20 protein-coding genes and 1 pseudogene are annotated in these 24898 nt (G+C 56.9%); 12 read left to right on the forward strand and 9 right to left on the reverse strand.

Annotated features, from left to right (window positions below; translation table 11 throughout):
• Window positions 1-22: 22 nt before the first annotated feature.
• A complete protein-coding gene (locus ACFPWW_RS14555; protein ID WP_377312342.1) occupies window positions 23-1465 on the reverse strand; it encodes a catalase in 1443 nt (480 codons plus the stop codon).
• Between the two features lie 234 nt (window positions 1466-1699).
• Here ACFPWW_RS14555 and ACFPWW_RS14560 point away from each other — a divergent pair, with 234 nt between their 5' ends.
• From ACFPWW_RS14560 to ACFPWW_RS14575, 4 genes and pseudogenes are all read left to right on the forward strand, one after another.
• A complete protein-coding gene (locus ACFPWW_RS14560; RefSeq protein WP_377312227.1) occupies window positions 1700-2134 on the forward strand; it encodes an EF-hand domain-containing protein in 435 nt (144 codons plus the stop codon).
• Between the two features lie 1049 nt (window positions 2135-3183).
• On the forward strand, window positions 3184-4752 hold the full coding sequence (locus ACFPWW_RS14565; protein WP_377312228.1) for a hypothetical protein: 1569 nt from the start codon (window positions 3184-3186) through the stop codon (window positions 4750-4752).
• The gene (locus ACFPWW_RS14570; RefSeq protein WP_377312229.1) at window positions 4749-5633 is read left to right on the forward strand and encodes a hypothetical protein; all 885 of its coding nucleotides are present in this window, start codon (window positions 4749-4751) and stop codon (window positions 5631-5633) included. Before ACFPWW_RS14565 ends, ACFPWW_RS14570 begins: the two co-directional genes overlap by 4 nt.
• Window positions 5634-6331: 698 nt before the next feature.
• Window positions 6332-6817, forward strand: a pseudogene (locus tag ACFPWW_RS14575) (IS5 family transposase); the annotation flags it as partial.
• A 37-nt stretch (window positions 6818-6854) separates the two neighbouring features.
• Here ACFPWW_RS14575 and ACFPWW_RS14580 read toward each other — a convergent pair.
• A complete protein-coding gene (locus ACFPWW_RS14580) occupies window positions 6855-7616 on the reverse strand; it encodes an IclR family transcriptional regulator domain-containing protein (protein ID WP_377312230.1) in 762 nt (253 codons plus the stop codon).
• A 128-nt stretch (window positions 7617-7744) separates the two neighbouring features.
• Between ACFPWW_RS14580 and ACFPWW_RS14585 the strand changes: the two genes are divergently transcribed.
• The 4 genes from ACFPWW_RS14585 to ACFPWW_RS14600 all read left to right on the forward strand — a co-directional run bounded on the left by ACFPWW_RS14585 (window position 7745) and on the right by ACFPWW_RS14600 (window position 10650).
• Entirely contained in the window at window positions 7745-8476 is a 732-nt protein-coding gene (locus tag ACFPWW_RS14585) for a 3-oxoacid CoA-transferase subunit A (RefSeq protein WP_377312231.1), read from the forward strand.
• Window positions 8473-9162 (forward strand): CoA transferase subunit B, encoded by a 690-nt coding sequence (locus ACFPWW_RS14590; RefSeq protein WP_377312232.1) that lies wholly within the window; start codon window positions 8473-8475, stop codon window positions 9160-9162. Before ACFPWW_RS14585 ends, ACFPWW_RS14590 begins: the two co-directional genes overlap by 4 nt.
• Window positions 9163-9171: 9 nt before the next feature.
• The gene (gene pcaF, locus ACFPWW_RS14595; RefSeq protein ID WP_377312233.1) at window positions 9172-10377 is read left to right on the forward strand and encodes a 3-oxoadipyl-CoA thiolase; all 1206 of its coding nucleotides are present in this window, start codon (window positions 9172-9174) and stop codon (window positions 10375-10377) included.
• An 81-nt stretch (window positions 10378-10458) separates the two neighbouring features.
• Window positions 10459-10650, forward strand: a complete 192-nt coding sequence (locus ACFPWW_RS14600) for a helix-turn-helix domain-containing protein (protein WP_377312235.1) — start codon at window positions 10459-10461, stop codon at window positions 10648-10650.
• Between the two features lie 238 nt (window positions 10651-10888).
• Here the strand turns inward: ACFPWW_RS14600 and ACFPWW_RS14605 are convergent, their stop codons facing one another.
• Genes ACFPWW_RS14605 through ACFPWW_RS14620 form a run of 4 tightly spaced genes read right to left on the reverse strand, consistent with a single transcriptional unit; the run spans window position 10889 to window position 15252 of the window.
• Entirely contained in the window at window positions 10889-11830 is a 942-nt protein-coding gene (locus tag ACFPWW_RS14605; protein WP_377312237.1) for a hypothetical protein, read from the reverse strand.
• Entirely contained in the window at window positions 11815-12996 is a 1182-nt protein-coding gene (locus ACFPWW_RS14610; RefSeq protein ID WP_377312238.1) for a hypothetical protein, read from the reverse strand. Before ACFPWW_RS14610 ends, ACFPWW_RS14605 begins: the two co-directional genes overlap by 16 nt.
• Window positions 12996-13826 (reverse strand): hypothetical protein, encoded by an 831-nt coding sequence (locus tag ACFPWW_RS14615; RefSeq protein WP_377312240.1) that lies wholly within the window; start codon window positions 13824-13826, stop codon window positions 12996-12998. The genes ACFPWW_RS14610 and ACFPWW_RS14615 overlap by 1 nt, the downstream gene beginning before the upstream one ends.
• Window positions 13804-15252: a hypothetical protein gene (locus ACFPWW_RS14620; RefSeq protein ID WP_377312242.1), complete on the reverse strand. Its 1449-nt coding sequence runs from the start codon at window positions 15250-15252 to the stop codon at window positions 13804-13806. The genes ACFPWW_RS14615 and ACFPWW_RS14620 overlap by 23 nt, the downstream gene beginning before the upstream one ends.
• A gap of 137 nt (window positions 15253-15389) precedes the next feature.
• Here ACFPWW_RS14620 and ACFPWW_RS14625 point away from each other — a divergent pair, with 137 nt between their 5' ends.
• The 3 genes from ACFPWW_RS14625 (at window position 15390) to ACFPWW_RS14635 (ending at window position 21309) form a co-directional block, all read left to right on the forward strand.
• Window positions 15390-16319: an SH3 domain-containing protein gene (locus ACFPWW_RS14625; protein WP_377312243.1), complete on the forward strand. Its 930-nt coding sequence runs from the start codon at window positions 15390-15392 to the stop codon at window positions 16317-16319.
• A gap of 733 nt (window positions 16320-17052) precedes the next feature.
• Window positions 17053-20451: a TM0106 family RecB-like putative nuclease gene (locus ACFPWW_RS14630; RefSeq protein ID WP_377312244.1), complete on the forward strand. Its 3399-nt coding sequence runs from the start codon at window positions 17053-17055 to the stop codon at window positions 20449-20451.
• A 504-nt stretch (window positions 20452-20955) separates the two neighbouring features.
• Window positions 20956-21309, forward strand: a complete 354-nt coding sequence (locus tag ACFPWW_RS14635) for a GNAT family N-acetyltransferase (RefSeq protein WP_377312343.1) — start codon at window positions 20956-20958, stop codon at window positions 21307-21309.
• 453 nt (window positions 21310-21762) lie between these two features.
• Here ACFPWW_RS14635 and ACFPWW_RS14640 read toward each other — a convergent pair whose 3' ends face one another.
• Together ACFPWW_RS14640 and ACFPWW_RS14645 are read right to left on the reverse strand one after the other, a co-directional pair.
• Window positions 21763-22470 (reverse strand): hypothetical protein, encoded by a 708-nt coding sequence (locus ACFPWW_RS14640; protein WP_377312246.1) that lies wholly within the window; start codon window positions 22468-22470, stop codon window positions 21763-21765.
• Window positions 22471-22999: 529 nt separating this feature from the next.
• Window positions 23000-23368, reverse strand: a complete 369-nt coding sequence (locus ACFPWW_RS14645; RefSeq protein WP_377312248.1) for a hypothetical protein — start codon at window positions 23366-23368, stop codon at window positions 23000-23002.
• 348 nt (window positions 23369-23716) lie between these two features.
• Here ACFPWW_RS14645 and ACFPWW_RS14650 point away from each other — a divergent pair, with 348 nt between their 5' ends.
• Complete coding sequence (locus ACFPWW_RS14650; RefSeq protein WP_377312250.1) at window positions 23717-24415, forward strand: PIN domain-containing protein; 699 nt, start codon at window positions 23717-23719, stop codon at window positions 24413-24415.
• Between the two features lie 208 nt (window positions 24416-24623).
• Here ACFPWW_RS14650 and ACFPWW_RS14655 read toward each other — a convergent pair whose 3' ends face one another.
• A complete protein-coding gene (locus ACFPWW_RS14655) occupies window positions 24624-24815 on the reverse strand; it encodes a hypothetical protein (RefSeq protein ID WP_377312251.1) in 192 nt (63 codons plus the stop codon).
• Between the last annotated feature and the right edge of the window lie 83 nt (window positions 24816-24898).

Raw genomic sequence — 24898 nt, forward strand, 5'->3', positions numbered from 1 at the left:
CTGCGCGCGGCATCGTATTTCTCTATTGGGGATCGAGATCGAGCGCGGCGGCAAGCCGAACGCCGTAGTCAACGTCGGCTTTGCGGCAGTTCTCGACATGCCGAGCTTTCACTGCCATCGAGACACCGGACATCGCGCGGGCCGTATTGGCGATAAGTGCCTCCTTCTGCTCTTCATTCATCAAGCGGAAGAGAGCCCCTGGCTGCTCGTAGTGGTCTTCATCAATACGATGATCATATCTGTCGGCCGATCCGAATAGCTCGAGCGGGGGTTCCCGGTAATCCGGCTGTTCATCCCAACTCCCTCGTGAGTTCGGCACGTAGCTCGTCTGAGAACCGTAATTCCCGTCGATCCGCATGGAGCCATCCCGATGATAAGAATGGTAGGGACACCGTGGTGCGTTGACCGGAATCTGGTGGTGATTGACGCCAAGACGGTATCTTGCCGCATCGCCGTATGAGAACAGGCGCGCCTGCAACATTCGGTCGGGCGAGAAGCCAAGACCCGGCACGATATTGGCGGGCGTGAACGACGCTTGCTCTACCTCCGCGAAGAAATTCTCCGGGTTGCGATTGAGTTCGAGAATTCCAACTTCGATGAGCGGGTACTCAGAGTGTCTCCACACCTTCGTAAGATCAAACGGATTGTGCCGATGAGTTCTTGCCTGCTCTTCGGACATTACTTGGATATAGAGCTTCCATCGGGGATACTCGCCATTTTCGATGCTCTCGAAGAGGTCCCGTTGATGGCTTTCCCGGTCACGTCCGATCAATTCAGCCGCCTCCTCATCGGACAAGTTTGCGATACCCTGTTGGGATTTCAGCGTAAACTTCACCCAATGTCGTTCGTTGGCCGCGTTGACCATGCTGAACGTATGACTACCGAAGCCATGCATATTCCGGAACGTCCTGGGAATGCCGCGATCCGACATGATGATTGTCACCTGATGCAGTGCCTCGGGCAGCAACGTCCAGAAGTCCCAGTTGTTCTCAGCGCTCCGCATTCCCGTCCGGGGGTCGCGCTTGACCGCGTGGTTAAGGTCCGGGAAGCGCAGCGGATCTCTGAAGAAGAAGACGGGGGTATTGTTCCCGACAAGGTCCCAGTTTCCCTGCTCGGTGTAGAACTTGATGGCGAAGCCACGAATGTCCCGTTCCGCATCGGCCGCCCCGCGTTCGCCAGCTACTGTTGAGAATCTGGTGAAAATCGGCGTTTCCTTGCCAATCTCAGAGAAAAGAGCTGCCTTGCTGTAACGCGTGACGTCGCTAGTGACCGTGAACGTCCCATAAGCGCCCGCGCCCTTAGCGTGCATCCGGCGTTCAGGGATGACTTCTCGATCGAAGTGCGCAAGCTTTTCGATCAGCCAAATGTCCTGGAGCAGGGCCGGCCCACGTGGTCCTGCCGTCTCGATATTGAAGTTGTCCGCTACCGGCGCGCCGGCGGCCGTGGTCAGCTTTCTTTGATTCATTTCGTTGCCCTTGCGTTTGATCAAGGGCAATAGGCCACCGGCTTCCTCCTCCGTACAGCTATACGCTCGTTTAGCCGTTTGTATTGACGAAACCGCACAGCAAAACACAACCAAGGGCACCTAAACGGTTACGGTTGTAACCCAGTGTAACAATACTCGTTTTTGGCAAGCTTGAAGCAAGCCCGCCGCCCCAGCTTCCGCTTGCGTACCACCAACAATGGGAAATGGAGCGTCATGAAAGTTAGCCCCGACAGTTCAATTTACAGCGTCTTTTCAACCACAAGCCGCAGACCACCGTCGATCGCCGACGAAAAGATCGTTCGGCCTCAGCCTGAGCAAACAAAGGCTCCGCCCAGTGAAAGGGACAGTCAACTTGTAGCCGACTTCCACGCGCGCATGGCTAGGCAAGCTTTGGATTGGGCGGATTCGGACCATGACGGGAAGGTGACCAAGGATGAATACATGCGCGGCCAAGCGCGACTTGCCGAGCTCAATAACCGCCCAGATGACCAAGCCGCCAACGAGGCGAGGTGGTCAGCGATCGACACCTCCGGCAAAGGCTGGGTCGATGAAGCCGGCTTTGGCGACGGTCTCGCTAAGATCTTCCCCGTAAGTGTCGGACACTTCGACCAGGGCTTTGCAGAACGCCTTCGCTATCCCCGCGCCTAAGCCTTTCAATCATTACGTCAGGAGCACTTCCGATGAGACGACCGCGCGACCGGCTCAAGGAGGTGCTTCGCGCCGAGTACGCTGGCACGACCATATCGATGCCGAGAAAATGTGGCCGAAGATTTACTGACCCGAGCGTCACCCCAGCAGCCCGTACGACCTCATCTATCATCCTTCGTCGGCTCGTCCGCCACACTCGCAAACTTCTACAGCTCCGGCGGCTCGGCACTTCTGGAGTTCGACGATGGAAAGGTGCTATACGCAGGCACTCTCGAACGGCGTCTGCCGACTGCGATCGACGGCTCTGATCTGCTTTTTGCATAAGCGGACCTGAACGAAATCGGCCTAGGTCGATGTTCGATCTGGGCCTCTTCGTAGGCATCGGAATTGTAGCCGGCCTCCCGGCGTTGATGATCGCTGGGCTGGCCAAGACCCTCTTGTCCGTCGGAACAACCCCTACCTCCTTCGCTGTCTTTGTCTCTGCGATCTACCTGACGATGGCGGTAGCGCTGCCCTATGTACTCGCGGCCTGCGCGTCGGGTGACTAAAGCGCTCGCGGCACCGTGCTGGGCGGCTTCGCGTCCAAACTCGGACTCGCAGGGTTCGGGCACTCTCATTGTTTCGTCCGCCGCCACTTCAGCGCTGGCGGCTGCGGCCTTTGCGTTTTCGTTTAAGTTGAGGGATACGCGCGGAGAATTGATCGTTCGGCTGTCGTTTGCCAGTTGACTGTAAATTCCTCGCGAAAATGGCTACCACCTTAACGAACCCAACATCCGCCGATCCGGTGCTCCCGCGACGCATCCCCGTCAAGAAAAAACGTCAATAAAGGACGGGGAGGTCTGAAGGTGCGGCCGTCAGGCGGTTGCGTGAGCAGAAGCACCAAGCTGTTTGAACGCGCACGTTGCGTTTCTATACATGAAAGTCTTCAACGACCATAAATTGTTTTCCTAGACGTCAGAATTGAAATACTTTAAAGTGTATATCTTATAGATATATTCCGGAAATTGCTAGCCACTAATGCGGGGACACGTTCGAAGGAGAACTTCAACATGCCGTCAGAACCTATCGTTCAGCTGGAACCCAACGGTAAAGCGAGTATTCTGAGTTACAATGTGCCCGAGCCTGTCTCCTATACGGGCACCAGCATAATCGCACTCGATGTGCCGACTGATTGGTTCAGGCAAACTCCAGGGATCGGAAAGGCTGTCGATTCGAAATCTGCAAAACAAGAATCCAAGCCATCGCCGCTGCTCGGCAGAACCGTAGCCATTTCGAACAATGCCAAAGCTTGGGCCCTCGCCTCAAGTCTTGATCCAACCGCATCGACGCGCATGATTTTGGCGTCGGACGTTACAAATTTCAAAACGGCCGAGGCGACTTCCGATCATATCTTTGTTCCAGCACGTACAATCATGCCGAACATCGATGTCCTCTATGCTGTACCCGCCTCCCCTGCAGTTCGCCCAAGGCTATTCTTTAGGGAGAAGTACCGTTTATCCACATTCCTGGGCCAGTACGGTGCGGGCCGCACAGTCAAGACTTTTTCACTGCTACCGGGCGAAAAGACAAAGATTAGCGTTACCAGCTACCTGAAATCGACAACGACTGCCAAACAAGCAAGCAGCATCCTGGATTCGGTCACGGATACGTCCGCGACTGAATTTCAGGAAACGCTCGCCGACGAGGAAAGTGACAAGCAGAATTCGGCAGATTCCTTGGAATGGCATGTAGAGGCAGAAGCTTCCGCACATTGGGGTTGGGGAAGCGCCAAGGTGAGTGGCGGCGTGAAGGGAGCATCGTCATCTGCACGTGAACAGTTTGCCAAGAGGATGTCCTCCGCCACATCGAAACACGCAGCAACTGCATCGGCAAAACGCGATGTACAGGTGAACACCAGCTATGAGAGTTCGACCGAAACCGGCGAAAGCACGTCTGTCGAACGAATAATCGAAAACATCAACGTCAGCCGAACCCTGAATTTCGTATTCCGCCAGATGAACCAAGAGTTCGTCACGATTCTTCATCTCGTCGATATCGAAGTTGGTTTCTTCAACGGCCAAAAAGGATCGAGCCGGATTAAACCGCTATATGCCCTGGCCGATTTGATCGATGAAGTCATCGGTGACGCACCAGGCAACGATCCAGGGGCTCGACGGGCGCAGGTCGAGGCCTGGTTCATGCAGGAGTTGGACGCCCTCCTCGACTGGAAGGGGACTCCTGTGAACGCCGCGGCAACGACATTTGTCGAAGTCGCCACGCCCAAAGACGCGAGTGGGAAACCAATGACGCCATATCTCAGGGTCAACCGGAATTTTATAAGCGATTGGAAGAACGCTGCGACCGGATTCGAAGTTTCTGTACCGGGCGTTATACTCTCGGCGGATATAAACGTCATGCGTACCGAAGGATTGATAGTTGAAGCCCTACTGGGGCAGGGGAATGCCCTCGATGAGTATTCCTCCAACTTGCAAACGACCGCTGTGCGGGAGCGTCAACTCGAAAATGAGAAAATCGAGGCAGCATTGGCGGCCATAGCCAACGGAGACGCCGAAAAGGCTAAGCTTTACGCGCTCATGTTTCCTGTCGTCCAGGTAAAGGCACCCGAGGCTCATCAATGACGACAGCCTTGGACAGTAGCTGCATCGACCATAGCCGTGCCAACCGGATCCTTCAGACGAGAGCCGTCGAAAACGAATCCAAGGTCGTTGGCGAGAACGACGACGAAACGATAACGTTTTATCAGTCGCTGGGCCAAGACCTATTGGATGCAGACGCAAAAGGGTTGATCGAACTTGAAGCGTCGGTTGTGCGCCCGCAGATAGAAAATATGCGCTTGCTCGGCCGCGGCGACAAGCCCGCAGTCACACGGCAAATTGGTGCGATATTGAGAGTTCTCTTGAACGGGGCTGAACTCAGAGGTGGGTCCAAGGACATCGCCATAATTTCCCTCTACAGACCCGGCGATAAAGGTGGGCCACATCTTGCGGGTCGGGCGATCGATATCGGTCGCTTTGCGGGCAAGCGTCTCAATTCAGCATTCCCTGACGAGGCTGCCGAAGGCGTGACGGCATGCTACCGTGACCTTGCTCAGAATGCAAAATCGCTCGGATTCAAGTTTGCGCTTGGGCTTCCAAGAAACCTCCGAACAGACAATCCAGGCATTGAGGCCGAGTTGAAAGGTAATGGTTGGGAAGCTCGCGCGGCCATTTACTCCGCGGCTCTCGGCCAAGGAAAGCGTATTAATTTCTTCAATCAGTCGTCGGAAGAAACCCAAAAAATCTACGACGCCATCCGAGTGGCTTATAAATTCACCGACGTTTTCTTTTCTCACAATAACGTCCCCGGAAAATCGCCCACTGGGCTCGTAAAGTCGGATATTGAGGCTTTCGTGAGAACCGCTGTGCGGGACGAATGGCTGCAAATCCTGAACAGCGGCGGGAAGGGTTTGAGCTACCTTTTTCCCGATGCTGCGGACCATCTTCACATCCAACTTGTCTGAACGAGCATTCTAATGCTCAACTGAACTTCGAATTAGGCGGAGTTGTCCCTTGAAATCGGTGTCGCGAAATCGGCCTTCGAACGTCTAAAATTGGTCCGCGCGGCTCAAGTGCGCAGACGCCTCCTCCTGCTCTAGACGGCTGCACACCGCTATTCGATTTATCAAGGGACTGCGGGGGTGCGATTGCACGGTGGGAGGCTCCATTCTCAGCGCGCTCCTCCGGACTTCAAGCCTCTGTGCGAGCGTTTCTATATCGAGAGCCGGGAATATCTGCTGCCCCTCAGATTTCGCACGAGCGGAACTTTCATTGCAGATTAATGCCAAAAAAAGTCCGATGACCACCTCGACTTTGGCGTGTGGTATGGATCAGCTTTGATATTTCAACATGCCATCGAGAGTTGCCATGGCGCGGAGACGCCGATCCGAAGGACACCCAAGATTACGCCAGCTCTGCTCTTTGTCGTGCTGGTCTTGGGCGGACTCGGCTCCTTGTTTGGCCACAAGGAGCAGACTCCATCGCAGCCTTCGCCTGCGGTCGCACAGACGAAGAGTAGCCCCGTTGAGACGCTGTCGGCTACGGGAAAACAATTGGCGTCGACACCTGTGGAACCGTCCGTCGTCTTCGCGCCTACTGCGGGGCCGGTGAAGCCAGTCGAAGTGACCCCGCAGCCTGAGTCTGTCACCCGTTTCGTCAAGGGACGCAAATCGACGCGACCTATCTCAAGGCCCGCCGCACGGCATCCAGCCTGAGGGTAAAAAGGGGGCGCGGGCCGCCTGATCGGCCGCACGAAAGGCGGTACACCAAGCTTCATGCCGTAACCGATGCCAATGGTCGCCCGATCAGTTTCTTCATAACGGCAGGTCAGGTCAGCGATTACACCGGTGCTGCCGCCATGCTTGACGAGCTTCCCAAGGCCAAATGGCCGCTGGCAGACCGTGGCTACGATGCCGATTGGTTTCGTGAAGCTCTACAAGCTAAGGGTATCACTCCCTGCATTCTGCGTAGGAAATCCCGAAACAAGACCGTCAAATATGACAAGCGCCGCTACAGACGGCACAACCGGATCGAGATCATGTTCGCGCGTCTCAAGAACTGGCGGCGTGTCGCTACGCGCTACGATAGGTGCCAATGGCCTTCTTCTCCGCTATCGCTCTCGCTGCAACCGGTTATCTTCTGGCTCTGATCAACGAAGTCCTGACCCTAGAACATTCATACGCACTTCACGGAAGCATACCTTTCAGTTCCTCTCGGGCCGACAAGAGTGACGGAATGTATCGATTGATCACGCTCTCCATTCCCTCGGCAGTTGCCGCGAGCCCGACGTTCAAAGCTGCGACCGTGCGCCCGCGCGAGTTTAGCAAAGGGACCGCGACGGATCTCAATCCCAACTCGACCTCCTGGTCGATCGATGCATAGCCGCGCTCCCGCGTCGCCACGATCTCCGCCATGAGAGCCGAAATGTCGGTGATTGTCCTTTCAGTTCGCTGTGTCCGCGGGGAAGCTTCGAGCAGCCGGCGCGTTTCATTATCAGGCAGCGCGGCAAGCAGCACACGCCCCATCGATGTGCAGTAGGCTGGTAAACGAGAGCCCGGCATCAGGGAAATGGACATCACCCGGCGTTGCGCCGCTCGAGCCACATAAACGATCTCAGTCTCGTCGAGTATCGAGACTGAAGAGCTCTGATCAATGCTCTCCGACAACTGGTCCAGAAAGGGCTGGACGATCCGGGGCAACGGCATTGTCGCAAGGCATCCGGTTCCGAGACGCAACACGCGCGGCGTCAAGCTGAAGAACTTGCCGTCGTAAGCTGCATAACCGGCCGCAGACAGAGTGAGCAGGCAGCGCCTCGCTGTTGCTCTGTCAAGGCCCGTTACCGCCGAGGCATCTGAAATGGATAGGCGCGGCTTCTCGACACTAAATGCCTCGATGACTCTCAGACCCTTTGCGAGCCCACCCATAACGTCGCGTTCCTTGATTTCCATATCGCCTCCCTCTTTTGTGCGATAATCGTACAAATTTCATATACCGCACAAAATGATTGCCGTCGATGGGTCTATTGAATTACAAAATCACCGATAGACACCTGATCCTTGGTGGGAGGCAAAACGCGATGGACAAAACTGCCGGAAGTTTAAAGGAGGTGGTCGCCGAGATCCGTGACAGTTCAACCGTCATGATCGGCGGCTTCGGCGGATCGGGGGCACCGATTGAGCTGATTCACGCATTGATCGACAGCGGCCCGAAGAACCTAACGGTCATCAACAACAATGCCGGCAACGGTCGCATCGGCATCGCCGCCATGATCGACGCGGGCATGGTGAAGAAGATGATCTGCTCCTTCCCACGCTCTTCGGATACGCGCGCGTTTACAGATAGATACCTGGCAGGCGAGATCGAGTTGGAACTTGTGCCACAGGGAACGCTCGCAGAACGCATCCGCGCCGGCGGCGCCGGCATCCCCGCCTTCTACACCCCGACGAGCTTTGGAACGGAGTTGGCCGAGGGAAAGCCTATCGCAGAATTTGACGGTCGCCGCTATGTACAGGAGCGTTGGTTGAAGGCGGATTTCGCCATCGTCAAGGCGCATGTCGGCGATACCTACGGCAACCTCACTTACAACAAGGCGGCCCGGAACTTTAACCCTCTGATGTGCATGGCGGCAACCCAAACGATTGTGCAGGTCTCCAAGATCGTACAGGCCGGCGAGATCGATCCGGAACAGGTTGTGACGCCCGGCATCTTCGTTGACCGAGTTGTTCAGGTGTCAAACCCGCAGCAGGAAGAAGAACTCATCCGGGCAGGCGCAGCTTTTGCTCCGGCATATGAGGGAGTTAAGGCATGACCGTGAACACACGAGAAGGCATCAAGCTTTCCAACGCTCAGATCGCTTGGCGGGCAGCGCAGGATATCGTCGACGGCGCCTATGTGAACCTGGGTATTGGCTTTCCCGAAATGGTGGCCCGTTACCAGCCGCCTGGCCGGCAGGCGATCTTCCATACCGAGAACGGCATCCTAAATTTCGGTGAGGCACCAAAGGAGGGGGAGGAAGACTGGGATCTCATCAACGCCGGCAAGAAGGCCGTGACATTGAAGCCGGGTGCAGCCTTCTTCCATCACGCCGATAGTTTCGCCATGGTGCGCGGCGGCCATCTCGACGTCGCGATCCTGGGGGCTTACCAAGTTGCTCAAAGCGGCGACCTCGCGAACTGGCGCGTAGGCAGCAAGGGCGTCCCTGCTGTCGGCGGTGCCATGGATCTCGTGCACGGTGCGAAGCAGGTGTTTGTCATCACGGAGCACGTGACCAAGAACGGCGAGCCGAAGCTGGTCGAGAAGTGCACCTTTCCGCTGACGGGGGTGGCTTGCATTACGCGCGTCTATACCAGTCACGCGGTCATCGACATCGTGGATGGCCGCTTCGTGCTGCGCGAGAAGCTCGCCGGAATGACGGTTGAAGAACTGCAGGCGATGACCGGCGCGCCGCTGGTCGTGGACGGTCCCCTCGAGGACCTCCTCGTACCCGAACTTTGAGGAATCGAAATGGTCGACGCATTTATCTGCGACTACATCCGCACGCCGATCGGCCGCTATGGCGGCGCGCTTTCTGCTGTCCGCGCGGATGACCTCGGCGCGGTCCCATTGAGGGCGCTGATGGAGCGCAATCCGAACGTCGATTGGGACGCGATCGCCGACGTCATTTATGGCTGTGCCAATCAGGCCGGGGAAGACAACCGGAATGTCGCGCGGATGTCGTCGCTGCTGTCCGGTCTCCCATCGAGCATCACCGGCACCACCATTAACCGGCTTTGCGGCTCAGGGATGGACGCCGTGATAACCGCCGCTCGCGCCATCAAGTCGGGGGAAGCGGATATCATAGTCGCCGGCGGCGTAGAAAGCATGAGCCGAGCTCCCTTTATCGTGCCCAAGGCGGAGTCGGCCTTTTCCCGCAGCGCGGAAATCTACGACACGACGATCGGCTGGCGCTTCATCAATCCTCTCATGAAACAGCAGTATGGGGTCGACTCGATGCCCGAGACTGGCGACAATGTCGCGATCGACTTCAACGTATCCCGCGAAGATCAGGACGCGTTTGCCGTCCGTTCGCAGGCGAAGGCGGCTGCGGCCCAGGCGAATGGCAGGCTTGAAACAGAGATCGTCTCAGTGACGATCAAGCAGCGCAAGGGCAATCCGGTCGTCGTTTCGAGGGACGAGCACCCCCGGGCCACCAGCATCGAAGCCCTGGCAAAGCTGAGCACGGTGAACAAGCGCGAAGGCGCGACCGTCACAGCGGGTAACGCGTCGGGGGTGAACGATGGCGCGGCCGCCCTCATCATCGCCTCGGAGGAAGCCGCCAAGAAATACGGTCTCACGCCGATCTCACGCATCCTTGGCGGAGCGACAGCCGGCGTCGAACCGCGGATCATGGGCTTCGGGCCTGCGCCGGCCACGAAGAAGCTCTGCGCTCGTCTGGGACTTGCGCCCCCACAGTTCGACGTCGTCGAACTCAATGAAGCATTCGCCTCCCAAGGCATCGCCGTGCTCCGCGATCTCGGGATTTCCGAAAACGCGGAGCACGTGAACCGGAACGGTGGTGCAATCGCTCTCGGTCACCCCCTTGGCATGTCGGGCGCGCGTATCGCTGGTACCGCCGCGCTTGAGCTGTCGTTGGGCGGCGGGAGATACGCGCTCGCAACGATGTGCATTGGCGTCGGCCAAGGAATCTCGATCGCGCTCGAACGAGTGTAGTCGGGATGCGCAGGCGACGGACCGACCGCTGCCTGCGCATCAGAATTAAGCTACCCTTCATCAGACAAGAATGAGGGACCTATGAGCAATTCAGATGATGCGACCGCTGCGGCGCGTCGCCAGGAAGTGCGTATCGCAAAAGGCTACAGTCTCGAGGACCTCGCGGTCGCTACAGGACTAACGGTGGCTGAAATAACGGCGACGGAGGAACCGGAGGGATCGACGCCGAAGCGCCACGTCGCGCGGATCGAAAACGTGCTAGGCTTTAGCTGAGATCATTCAGGACGGCGCGATGGCCTTCTACCTACCCGGTTTGGCCTTTCGCCTGAGTGTTGCTCAGAAGGGCTAGCAACCGCTCTCCCAGATAGATGGCCGTGTTCAGGTCTTTGTTCGGGATTTCCTCAGCGTGGATCGCCGAACCTTATCCGAAAGAACACCCTGAAGCTTTCGCGCTGGCGCTTAAAGGCCTACCCAATCATTTTCCCCATACGATGTTAGTTTGGGCAACCGCTCAAGGCTGCAGCGATTCTGCCCGCCGCCTGACTCTGATCTCGATACGACGACGCTCCTTCACATCGCCCGCCTGCCCTGTTGTCGGGATGTCGCCAGGCATCACCAATTGGGCCGCGGACATCGGTAGGACAGTGGCTCCCTTCAGCTTTGGATCGGCCTTGAGCACGTTGGCAACGGCGATGGCTCTCGCAAGGCCAAGACCAGCGTTGTCGGCCGGTTGAAGGGTCGTCACTGGCATTTGGCCGCCGATCACGTTGATAAACGTCTTGTCGAGATTGGACGTCGTTCTAGAGATCGGCTGCTCGTCGGTGTGACCGATTACTTCGATGACATCTACCTGGTACCGTCGAAGGTTGTCGGCGATCTGGTCGCCGATGGAGGTGCTAAGTTTCGTCTGAAACGCAGGTGTGAGTTCCGCGCTACCAGACGTAAAATAATACCCACCAGCTTCGGACAAATTGATAATCGGCGGCCACTCATGAGGCTTTATCCCGGCCTGGAGAAGCTTTTTCAATTGATCGGCAGCCTTGTCGATTGGAATATTGTTCTCTGCGAGAACCTTCGCGACCGCGGCTAGTTTCGCAAGATCATCGGGACTTACACCAGTCGTCTTGAGCCGGTCGATAACCTGACGAGCGGAAACCAGTTCCCTCCATTCGCGCTCGAAGGCCGCGCGATCGGCCGCCGATAGGGTCGTTCCCAGTTTCGACTGCATCTCTACCAACTGAGCCGACAGTTCGCGGTTCTGTTCTTCCAGTTGGACGAGGCGGCGCTCGGCATCAAGGCGTTGTTTTCGTTCAGCCGTGATCATCGCCGCCGCAACGAGCAAAAGGCAGAAGACCAACAGAAGCATTGATTCCGCCATCGTCAGCCCAAGGATCAAGCCACGATTGTAACCCTTGTGCTCGAGTTTCGGGCTCTCGCCTACCGTGCTGACCATTTGAACCACCGTCGCTTGGGCTCGCCCGCCGCCTCGTAGGATCCCTCGGCTACTTTGTTCTCAGAAAAGACGATCGGCTTGGCGTCCGTTTCGGCCTTGAAAGCATCGGTAGAAGCAAAGGCTGGCATAATGGGGACATTGTCCGGCTTTGGCTCCGCCCCAATAGCCGGAACGTCCCGCTCGCGTTCGAGCGCCTCGGCAATCCGATCCAGCTTGGCGTCGATGCTCGTGAGAGGCTTCAGGGCTTCATCGACCTTGCTAGACTGCGAACGCGTTTCAGCAACGCCCTCCTCCATGCGTTTGAGGTGGGCCTCCGTCATCTCCCTAATGGCGTTGATGGTCGGAGTGAGCTCGACGCGGACCACGTCTTCAGGCGACTTGATCTCCTCCAGTCGGCTTCCCACGCCCTGAACAGCAACACCGAATTTATCGATGATGCTCGATAGTCTATCGGTGGTCTCGGTGAGCTTCCTCGTCGCCTCGGCCGCTTGGTCGGTCACCGACCTATTGTGGTCCTCGATGATCGACGACAGCTTCTTCGCCGCTTCTTGAATGGGGACGATCGCTTCCTTGGAAATGGCCTCGATGGCATTCCTGATTTGCTCGCCGTTCTTCTCCGCCTGGCGGGCGATTTCCTCGAAACCTTCAGTCAGCATCTGGTTGCTCACGCGGCGATAGTTCGAAAACTCGCGCGAAGAGGAATCCAGCTCTGTCCGGACCCGGCGCGTCATTTCGGCCAGCTCGTGTCGAGCGCTCCTCTCGATATCAAGCGGATCACGGCGCATCTGATTGAATAGAATCCGCAGTGTCACGCCGGCAATCGTTGAGGTCACCGCGATGCCAAAGTTCCGAACGATGGTTTCGATCGATGTCTCGCCCGCGAACAGGTAAAGCGACACGCCCAGGCTCGAGAGCGTGAACAGGAAGCCCATGTAGTAGAGATTGTCGCCAGCCTGCTCGTTATGCAGCCGAAACCCACCGAACACGATCGATGCAAGGAAGTAGATCCCCATCAAGGCGAGCGGGACGACGGTAACTGCGAAAGTTGACCAAGCAGCGAGTTTTGCCGTCCAGATGAAGATCATGCCTCCGATCGTCACGCCGGCGAATAGCACCATCGGGCCATATTCCCGGAAAGCCGAGCGGCTGCCATCTTTCGTGGACATTACTCAAGTCCCTCCAAACGAGTGAAGCCGGCGAATTCTCCGTTGTTGCGCTCGATCCATGATTTCCAGAACGCAGCCAGGTCTTCCGCTTTGAACTTCTGCCCTGGACGCTGGAACGCGAGGATTTTGACGCTCACTCCATCCAGTGATGTCCTGAATTTTTCCCGCGCCGGGCTTGCATCGAACTTCGCGATCGAGACGCCATTACGGTAGCTGGAAAAGGAAGGCGTGTGTTCGATCATATCCGATGCGACGAAAAGCGTTTTCGATGTCGCCGCAGGAAGGCGCTGGAATGCCTCGAGGTTGATCCGCTGGATACCTGCCATAATCGGAGAGAATTCACCGGTGGCCCCTGTGCCCAGTTTGCCCGCGATCTCATCGAGAGGCTTCTGAAATCCCTTCTCCCACCGTTCCTGTACAAGTCTCGGATTGCTGGTCCACTCGTCAGCTAATTCTCCGCTTCCGGGATTGCACCCGTGGAAGGTATTCACTAGCTTTCCTTCCTTGTCCGTGAGCGCGTAAATGTCGATCGCGCCACCGACCGGGATACCTTCAACGAGCGAACGGAACTGGTTCTTGAGATCGAGCGAAGTGGGCTCCGATATCGGATCGGTGACGTCGAGCAATATGGCCGTCTCGCTTGTCGGCCCCGTCACCGGGCACAGAGACACCTTATCAAGCGAGACATTCGACATCGCACGATATTTCAGCCATCCGAAGGCTCCGATCATACCCAGAGCGACGACCGAAAGCGCTACGGTGGCAATGATCGAACCGACGGAAAAACCGCCCTTCCTGGCGCGACTGTTACGCCGCCTGTTCCGTGCCAACGCCTGCCTCCGGGAAAAGCTTGTCTAGTCTGTGGTATTGTTCGACAGCGGCCTCGAACTCCGAACCGATCTTTCTGATCTGCTCGTTCAGTTCTGTCTGGGCAACCTGAATGCGTTCCGAAAGGACGCGGTCATCCCACTCTTCACTTGTCCTGGTCACCGGCGTCAGCCGCTCCAATTTGTAAGGAGTAGCGAAGTACTGCGGTTCTGGATCCGTCCGCGCATTTCTATTGATGTCCCGGTAGATCGTGAGAAGGGCATTTGCAGTTCGTTCGAGCTGGCTCTGGTACTCGGCGAATAGGCCAACCGTCCGAGTTCGATGGGCTATTATCGCGGACGATTCCTGGCGACGGGAACTGAGATCGCGAACGATTTCCTCGATTTTCTCGTTATGCTCATCACGAATCTCGCGAAGATTGTCGATGAGTTCCTGCTTTCCGCTGATGTAATGGTCGCGAGCCGCATCCAGGCGTTTTTGAACGCCGGCGAACCCTGGGTATGGGTCCGTCAGCACGCAGCCGTCGATGAATGCCAGGATCGAAAAGAAAAGCCCGATCGCGAACAGCATCCATGAGTTGAGCTCGACCAAGCCCCACGGATTTTCGCGGATGCGCCGGATGACCTCCGTTCCTGCACCCTCGAGGATAGTGGCGGATACCTCGCGGTAATGCGCAAGCGCAAGATTCACAGCAAGCGCGACTGCCACGTAGAAAATCAGTCCGACGAGGCCACCGAGCTTCATCAGCCAGGACCGATGCAAGAGGTTGCGCACGCAGAAGAACGCGAAGAGCAACGCGGCCCCAATATTCAGAATGGCAAAGACGATGGCTTCAGTAATACCGCCAACGATGCCTTGCTCGCTTCCCTTGGCGAGGAAATTGCCGTTCATAACCACTTCGATCAGGACCAGGACTACGAGCAACGCGATCTTCACGCTCGTGGCTCCGGCGCTCGGCACCTTGGCAGCCCGGTCGAGCCGATGGTTTCGCTTGAAGGAGGCCATCTCGTCTTCGGCGATTTTGAGGTCGCGCCGAAGACCATGAAGCTCATCGACACCGCTGGCGATCTCCGCCTTGAAGTCCGAGAGACTTGACGCGTTCGCCTGCCGAATTAGGCCGAACTGTCCCTCGAAATCGAGATTACGAAGGCGGCCTTCGAACGTCTGGAACTGGTCCTCGAGGATCTGGTACGCGGACGCCTTCTCCTGTTCGACACGGCCCACGATCCGCTGTTCGATTTCATCGAGGGATTGCGCGGAAGCGGCGGGACGATTGGAGGCTCCGTTCTCCGCGCCCTTCTCCCGGACCTCGAGCGTCTGTGCCAGCTTCTCCATATCGAGGGCCGGGAATATCTCCGTCGACGCACGGAAGTCGTGACTGGATTCTCGAACGTTGTTCCAGAGTTTGTTTAGTGCCTCAAAACGCAATTCGGTCCTCGCCGACACATGGTTGCGATTTTCTTAATTTTGCAATCCGTACCGCACTGGTTGTGCCCGGTCCAGCGGCGATTGAATACGTTTTTTGATAAACGCCGAGGACGGTTAATGTATGTCCTGGCCCGCCGATGAAGCTCGAGCGCGGCTTCTTGCAGCGGGAGCAGTGCACTGTATTGCCGCCCTTGGTCTTACACGCACGCGAAGCTTCATCGAAAATCAATATCAAAAAAAAGTCCGTCAATGACCTCGACTTTCGCGTGTGGTATGAGCAATCGTTCATATTCAACATGCTATCGAGAGTTGCCATGGCGCGGAGACGCCGATCCCGAAAGACACCCAAGTTTACACCAGCTCTGCTCTTTGTCGTGCTGGCCTTGGGCGGACTAGGCTCCTTGTTTGGCCACAAGGAGCAGACTGCATCGCAGCCTTCGCCTCCGGTCGCGCAGACGACGAGTAGCCCCGTTGAGACTCAGTCCGTTGCGGGAACACAATTGGCATCGGCACCCGTTGAACCGTCGGTTGTCTCCGCGCCCATTGCGGAGCCGGGGAGGCCGATCGGAGTCATTCCGCAGCCTGACTCTATCACTCGTTTCGTAAAGGGGCGCAAAGTGGCTTTACGCGATGGTCCGGGCAAGCAGTTCGGGATTCTCGACAGATACGACAGCGGTCGCGAAGTCACCGTGCTCGAAACGCAAGGCGACTGGTCCCGCATTCGCGACATGCTGACGCAGCGGGACGGCTGGGTTTCCGCGAGTCTGCTGACCGAAGAGAAGCCACAGTCGGCAGGGCCAAAAGAAGAAGCGGCTCCCCAGAAAAAGACCGAGCCGCCGACGGCTGCTCCGTCAATACCGAATTCGCTTATCGTCCAACGGATCATTGCCGAGTCTATTGCGATGTATCCCAGTTCATGCGCCTGCCCTTACAATGTTGACCGTGGAGGACGACGTTGTGGCAAGCGGAGTGCTTATAACCGCGGTGGCGGATATGCTCCACTCTGTTTTCCAGGTGACGTTTCGGCGGACATGATTGCCAGCTTTAGGCAGCAGGCAAGTCGTTGATGCCAAATATCTAAGCCGTATATGAGCGGATCGAAGCTTTGCCACCTCCTCTTTGATACCTTAGTTTCAGCCCTTGGTCCGAACCGGTGGTGAATAGCCGGCGTAGAATGCACTGGGTAAGCCGGGGCAGCCGGAAGGTCTTCGCATCGACGGGCAGACCTCCATTCAGCTTGGACACCCCGTTCTCGAGCACTCCAACTGACTGCAGATCACGACGCGTGCTTATGCCGTTGCACAACGGCCGAGGCGTCGGCCGGCAGCCGGAGTGATCGATTACTGGACGTCATGAACCTGAGGACTTGCAAGAGGCAGCCCCGGAGGGAGGCGCGACCTTGGCCCTCAACCGTGGTCTAACAGCCAGTCATCATGACGACAACAACGGAACACTGGCCGTTCCTTTGAGCCTCTGTTTCTACTCCGGGATGAAGACCGATACGCGGTCTCTGGTTGGAACGCTACCACTGGGTCCACACTGTCTTGAGCACGGTGAACGACAGGTTTCATTCGGGCTAAGTTCTCCTCGAAGACACCACAGCCAGATCATTTTCGATCAGAGAGTAACCAGCAGAATGCTCGGGAGGGTCCGTCGCTCGCGGTAATAGACGACTTTCATTGCACCCTTACGGAGATTCCACTCGATCTCCCTGAGTTCCTTTGATCCTCTCAAGCAAATACGCGGCGCGACGCGCCCGTAGAAATCGACAAACCGCCTCGCACCGCCTACAGTTGAGGCATGCAGCAAATCGGCAGTGAACTCATCCTAAGCGCGCATGATCTCGTAGGGCACCTGAGCTGTCGCCATTTGACGGCGCTCGATCTCAAGGTCGCGAAAGGAGCCCTCGCGAAACCAGCGCGCTGGGACCCTTTGCTCGACGTCCTGAGGGAGCGAGGGCTGAAGCATGAACAGGAATTCCTGGATCACCTGAAAGCGCAAGGTTTCGATACGATCGTGGTAAACGGCGTCGACGTGACCGACGACACCGTTGGCGCGACCATCAGCGCAATGCGTTCGGGCCGACAGATCATAGTGCAGGCGGCGCTTCGTGACGGCCGATGGATCGGGCGAGCGGACGTTCTGCGGAGGGTGGAACGAGCGAGCGAGTTGGGTTCGTGGTCCTACGAGATTATCGATACGAAACTCTCCCGAGAGACGAAAGGCGGTTCGGTGCTTCAGCTGAGCCTTTATGCCGAGCTTCTCCGCACGATGCAGGGTATTGCACCGGAGTTCGTGCACGTTGTTGCGCCCTGGTCCGACTTCGTACCACAGACTTTCCGCGTCACCGACTTTGCCGCGTTTTTCAGGAGAGTCCGGAAGGCCACTGAAGAGGCGACGACCTCGGGAGGGGATGATCCTTACCCAGAGCCGACAGAGCATTGCAATGTTTGCAGATGGGCCGAGCGCTGCGATACCCGCAGGCGCGACGACGACCATCTATGTCTTGTCGCTAACATCTCGAAAACCCAAATCACCGAATTGCGGGCTCACTTTGTGACCACGATGAAGGCGCTCGCAGACCTCCCCTCGGCGTTGCCTTGGAAACCCATACGCGGTTCCGCTGCGAGTTTCGAAAAGACTATAGCCCAGGCCAGCATCCAAGTGAGCGCCCGTGAGGCTGGGGGACGGGAATTCGAAATGCTCGAAGTCGTCCCAGGCACCGGGCTCTGTCGGTTGCCCGAACCATCGCCGGGCGACATTTTCTTCGATATCGAAGGCGACCCGTTCATCGGCGAGCATGGGCTCGAGTATTTGTTTGGGTATCATTATAATGAAGCGGGCAAAATTATCCGGATTGCCGATTGGGCGTTTGACCGAAGCTCCGAAAAGCGCGTCTTTGAGCGGTTCATGGATTTCGTTGCGGAGCGCCGCACGCGATTCCCGGACCTCCATATTTACCACTATGCGCCGTATGAGCCTGGCACACTGAAACGGCTAATGGGACGTTATGCCACGCGCGAAAACGAGTTGGACAATCTCCTGCGCGGCAACGTGTTCATCGATCTTTACAGTGTCGTTCGCAACGCCATTCGGGCAAGCGTCGAGAGCTACTCGATCAAGAGGCTGGAGCCGTTCTATGGATTCGAGCGCTCGACGTCGTTGAGGGATGCGAACCTTGCGCTCTCCGCGCTACAGGGCGCGTTGGAGCTCGACGACATCCTCTCTTTACCCGACGATATCAAAGAGCTGGTTGCGGCTTACAATGACGACGATTGTCGATCGACGGAAGCGTTGCGGGGATGGCTCGAACGACTCCGTGCCGACGCCATCGCTTCAGGAATGGTCATTGACCGCCCCTCCCTTCAGAACGAAGAACCGAGCGAAAGCGTCTCAGAACGCGAGGCGCAGGTCGCCGAACTCATTGAGCGACTCACACGGGACGTGCCGGTTGACGCGGCGGAAAGAACAGCCGCCGAGCACGGCAGGTGGATACTAGCCCACAGCCTCGGCTGGCACCGCCGAGAGGCGAAGGCAGGGTGGTGGGAGTATTTTCGACTTCGCGACCTGACTGCGGAGGAACTCCTCGACGAAAAGGCTGCATTGGGCGGGCTATGGTTCGTCGACACGGTCGAACGGACGAAGGGCGGCATCCCGATCGACCGCTATGAATTCGATATGCAAGATACGGACATCCGAGACGAGGACGAGCTCCGCGCCGTCGGTGGAGAGTCATTTGGCAAGGTGGTGGCGATCTCGCAGGATGCGAGAACGGTTGACGTCAAGAAGAGCAAGAAGTCGGCCGATCTCCATCCGGACGGTGTCTTCGCCCACACGCTAATACGGACTCCCGAGCAAGAAAACTCCCTGTTGCGGCTGGGTGAATATATTGCAGATCATGGCATAGAGGGAAGCGGACCCCATCAAGCTGCCCGTGATCTCCTTCTGCGCCACCCGCCTCGTGTCGCAAGTACGCTTCATATGGATGGGGAAGACGCCCTGAACTCCGCGGTCCGTATCGCCCCGCAGCTCCAGGCTGGTGTGCTTCCGATCCAAGGCCCCCCGGGAACCGGGAAGTCTTTCACGGCAGCGCATATGATCTTTACCCTGCTGAAACAAGGAAAGCGGATCGGACTCACGGCCAACAGCCACAAAGTCATCCGCCATCTGATCGATAAAACCATTCAGATCGCCAAGGAGGACGGCTTAAGAGTGCAAGCGGGCCAGAAACTCTCATCCAAGGCGGAGGACACTGACGACATCCGTTTCTTCGCGGACAATGGAGCTGCATTAACGGCGATCGCGTCCGGCGACGTGCGGTTAATGGGCGGCACTTCCTTCTTTTGGGCTCGCGAGGACGCCGCAGGGAGCGTTGACGTGCTGTTCGTGGACGAAGCCGCGCAGATGTCGCTCGCGAACGTGCTGGCGGTCTCGCAGGCGGGGTCATCCCTCGTCCTCCTTGGCGACCCGCAACAGCTGGAGCAACCAACGCAAGGCTCCCATCCCGACGGGACGGGGGTATCTGCCCTTGATCATCTCCTGCGGGGACAGAAGACCATCTCATCTGAAGAGGGTCTTTTCCTCGGGACTACTTGGAGACTCCACCCCGATATCGCGGCCTTCAATTCCGAACTGTTCTATGAAGGCAAACTCGATGCCGAGGAGGCCTGCGGCATTCAAGGGACGGCTTCGGAAGGCCCCTTTAAGGGCACCGGGTTGCGCTATGTCCCAGTCCGCCATTCGGGCAACCAGTCGCGCTCCATCGAAGAAGCGGACGCCGTCCGTCAGATTGTTGAAACGATGCTTGGTTCGAAAATGACTTGGACGGACCGCAAGGGTGTAACCAGACCCCTTACACTTGAAGACATCATCATCATCGCGCCATACAACGCGCATGTGTTCGAGATCAAGAAACGCATTCCGGGCGCGCATGCGGGGACGGTTGACAAGTTCCAGGGTCAAGAAGCCGCGATCGCGATCTACTCGACGGCCACGTCCAGCTACGCGGACGCGCCGCGCGGAATGGAGTTCCTTTATAGTTCGAACCGATTGAATGTCGCCGTTAGCCGAGCGAAGTGCATGGTCGTTCTAGTCGCATCGCCAGAGCTATCCGAGGTAGAATGCAAGACGCCTCGCCAAATGCAGCTTGCAAATGCGTTCTGCAGGTACCTCGAGATGGCTGAGGTCGTGGAGATTTAGGATTGGATTGGCGCTGTTGAGACTCGCAGGTAGACGCCGATAGACCTTTCTCCCTCATGCAGTCCCGTGCGGGCTTTCACCCTCCCGGCGAACGCTTCATCGAGGCCTTCCCAAGCGATCAATGCGCTACAGGAATCTCATAGACGCGAAGATCGAAGAGTTTGACGATCGGCGAACACCAAGCATCGGATCGCATCCTGGACGAAAGCCTCGCCACTTGAAAGCGGACCTCGGAACCCGAAGAGTTTGTCTCCCAAGACGGCAATGCCCTCTAAATTCGTGCCGCCTTCTTGGAGCCAATTTGTTCGCATCCTTCAGTGCCTTCTTTTGCTTGAGGATTTCCTCAAGGCGATTACTTACTTCCACGGCGTCATTCTTCCTTGCCGAAAAGGCTCCCGGACGCGCCAGTCTGTTCGCGAAACTCGGAGGCATCCCTTAATGATCTCAATGCGCCCCGCAACCGAGACCGACAAGGCTTATCTCGTGTGGCTGGAGGAAGTCTGTATGCGAGAATATGCAATCGCACTCTGGGACTCGTGGCCGTCCAATTTGAGTTGCCGACCTTCGATCGAGGAATGTCAGATCGTCATGGTAGATGGTCGAGACGTCGGTTGCGTTACTGTCGAGAGGCACTATGACCATCTCTGGCTCGACGAACTGTACATCCCTACTTCTCAGCGGAAAGGCATCGGCTCGATAGTTCTTACAGGAGTCATCGCTGACGCCGAGCGGGTTGAAATGCCACTCCGCTTGAGCGTTCTGACAACCAATCCAGCTGCCGCGGATTTCTATCTACGACATGGCTTTCGAATTCGTCAGCAAACGGCGGAGAGGCTGTATCTTGAGGTAGGTGGGTAGAGCAATCAAGAATAAAGGGTCCGATGCAGTCGTTGCAGGGCGTCTGCGGCCAGAGTATCCACCGATAAATGCAGCTCACGGGATTCGTACAATGTCGTGGAGTGGCACACTCGATCAGAAAGCGGCGTACTGGAGACATTCCGCGGCCCGCTACAAGGCCATCATTGACCAGAAAGGCGCTCTACCCCTGGGGAGCCTTTAAGGGTTGAAGCGCTGCCTTTCGATCGAAAACTAGCGGAGGACCCTGGGCTCTGGGTGGCTATCGGCGAGAAAACATTGCGAGAAATCGACGCTCCAGCGGTGGGAGAACACGAGAAAACTCTGAACGCATGAGGCCGCGAACAGCTCGCCTTCACTGCCTCCAATATTGATCCCTTAGCGGATAATCCTACTTGGACTGTTCGAAACGCGCTCGATCTGAACGTTACAGACGTTGTGCGAGGTCGGCTGACGTCAGATCGCGATTCTAAAGGTTCGACCGCCCTTCCCTTCAAGCCATTCACTACAATACCGAAAGCGGTCGGGCACCCGATCACTTCGCTGACAAAGATGCATGGTTATCCCTTCGAACTGCCTGCTATGGGATGTGAGGGACTTTGGCCTAAAGGGCCGAGGCTCTTCGCCTTGAACTCGATCCTGGTGATAAAACGTCAGGCTACCTAGCAGAAGCATTTCCTCGGACAACGTTGTGTATTCGGGTAGATCGTCTAAGCGGCTCACCAATTTTCCCTTTCGGACTCCAAGATCCGTGGTCTCCAAAATCTTCTGAACGTTCTGCTCCCAGTTGACCGGCCATCCAAGCCGATCGAGAGCAGCGGCAGAACTCCGGACGGTTTCGAAAGCTTCAAGATGGTTGTCGGTCAGTCCTTTCACGACGCTTGTCGAGCGACGAACCGCCTCGAGATTCCGAAGACTGGATATGTACGACTCGAACGCCGCCCCAAACCCTCCGACCAAGGGCCAGTATCCGTCCCCGGCGATTTCTTCATCGAACCGAAATTCGATGGCGGCTCTCGGCAGCTTGGCGTTCCGCGTAACGTAAAACGCTTTGGCGACCTCTGCAGCTGACGCATCCGCGCGAGCGAACGATGCCAACTGGCGTTGGGCGTAGAGCTCCGACCGTTCAGCGCGCTCCACTTCTGATCCTGTCAATGAATTCATCGTAGCACTCCCCTAAAGAACAAGGTTGGCTCCGAAATGCGCCGGCAGCAAGAAGGAGTTACGGACGTTTACGAGCACTTCGGGGGTCCGCAACATCGTATACGAAACCTGGGTCGGTCATCCTGCCTCGAGCAAAAGCTTCTTCAGCGAACCGCCGCCGCTTGAGCATCACTCGAAATACCGAAAATTTTTCCCGTGCATTCTGGATCGCGTTTCAAAAAATGTTGCGATCGCCCTCTTGCGAACTCCAAAAACCCGGATGACCCTTCTTACACAGCAGATGACACATCGCACAAACGTCTCGCGGTCATCTTGAAAATCAATCCCGCGATCGGGCCTGCCGCCTCGGCCGGTTGAAACATTCCAGTTAGGAAGGGCGGCTTCCAACGTGTGTCCTCACCGTGGCGAAACCAATGCCAAACACGCGTGCGATGGAGCAGCCTCGCGCAAGCAGAAGGGCGACGACCTTTTCCCGATCTGTAAGCATCGCGCAGCAGATCGGCATCTCGACAGCGCCCGATGTACGACATCAGCGCTTGGCCCACCTGGCGTTGACCGAGCTTAAACGGGTAGCAGAGGCCTCCGCCCTTGCAAGAAGTTCCGCCGTCGCTCGCTCCGAGCAATCCTCCGCATCACTTGGATCGGCGATGTAGACAACGCTGTCCTTCTGATAGGAGATTGGAAGCTCCAACAATTTCGACCCCAAGGCCGCTATTTTCTTACCGTCGAGGTGGGGATCTTTCAGCGCTTCTTTGATAGCGAATAGATCGTCCCGCGGAAGAACGTGCAGCGCCCGAGCGGTCGCAGTCACTACTTCCAAAGGAGCCGTTTCCAAATATTCCATCATGAACTCGATCAGCTCGCTGAGATGAGCAAAGCCGAAAATAATCTGCTTCATGCAGCCTCCTGTCCGCGATGGGAATCTGACCGCTCAGCATCGGTCGCTAGCCGTTCTGTAATCAGGCTGACCCGGATTTTTTGAAAGGTCAATCGGTCCCTTCTTGAATGATTCACATCTCAAATTGCGAGGCTTTTAGCCGGGTGAGCCACAGAACCAAGGGAACTAGGCCATAGTTGGCTAAACGGCGATGAGCAAGATCGCGATCGTTTAGAATATGCCGCTCAGGTTGAGGCGGCACCGTTTTTTGATCTCACCACGAGCACAAACTAGCGAGGCGTTAACCGCCCGTTAACCATATCAGGCGACGGTCATGCAATACGACAAGGCTGACGCGAGATCGCACAGATGGCCAAGGACGTCTTCCTCCTCGATACGAATATAATTTGTAACGCTAGCAAGACTCGTCCGCACCCTGTCGTCTCCGATTGGCTCGAGCGACAAGAGCGCGTTGCGATCCCGTTCGCTGTAATCCTCGAGGTCGAAACCGGAATAAGCCAAAAGGCGTTCGATTCCCCGCTGAAGGCAGCTGAGCTAAGGGACTGGCTTGACGGTGTCCTCGATACCGAGTTCGACTACCCACTGCCCACGCCTAAAGTCGCGCGACAGCTCGGAGAGATGTTGTGCAGCGGCCCGCTTAAGCATTTATGGTACGTCGATTTGAGCGGGCGGAAAAAACCAGGCCAAGATCTGGCCATAGCGGCGACGGCTATTGTCTACGACATGCCGATCGCCACACTCAACTGTACCGATTTCGATCTGATTGATCGGTTCTTCCCGCTCCCCGGCGTTTACGACCCTCAAATGGATCGTTGGACCGTTCCCAATCGCAGTGGAGCCAGCCAAGACGCGCGGCAGGCGAAAGCAAAGCATACCAAGAGGCCGTCGAGCGCAGAACTTCCGGCAAGCAGTCGGGTCTCACCGTTATTCCGGTCCTCGCTGAATCAGCCGATCACGTCAGGGAGCTTGCAGCTTACCGGGCTGGGGTTGTCGTGGGAGCGCTTCGGCGCGGACGAACCATTTCGTTCGGCGTGTTTCGCTCTCTAGAGGAATTCCTGCACGTGTGAGCTAAGGGGCCCGGGCGAATTTGGCGCACCATTGAGCATTTCGCGGTCGCATGGTCATTCGCGTATTCGTGGCTTCCACAACAGGTACTCGAAGTTCCAAATGGCCAAGCCAATGCCAGCCACAAGCCAGGTGCTGTCGCGGCAAGCCCGACGACGGCTGCCGTCTGCCAGCGTCTTTAATTTAGAGGTTAGGTATCGTCGGGGCCGCCTCGAGATAAATATTTAGCCGCGGCAGACTTTCCCGAAGACGGAACAAACCGTAGCTCGAAGGTGCCATCGGCATCCTTGATTTTTTGTGTCGTTCCGCTCTTCGCGCCTTCGAAGATCTCATCGATATGCCTCTCGGCATCGGTCTTGCTCCACTCTTGCGTATGACTCATGAAGGCGGCACCTCATATTTACACGGGAGCAGTATAACCCGGTTTAAGAGCTGTTCAAAACCAGAAGAACGGCGTTTATCAGC

Source organism: Rhizobium sp. GCM10022189 (assembly GCF_042656325.1).
In the GTDB taxonomy this organism is placed as follows: Bacteria; Pseudomonadota; Alphaproteobacteria; order Rhizobiales; family Rhizobiaceae; genus Rhizobium.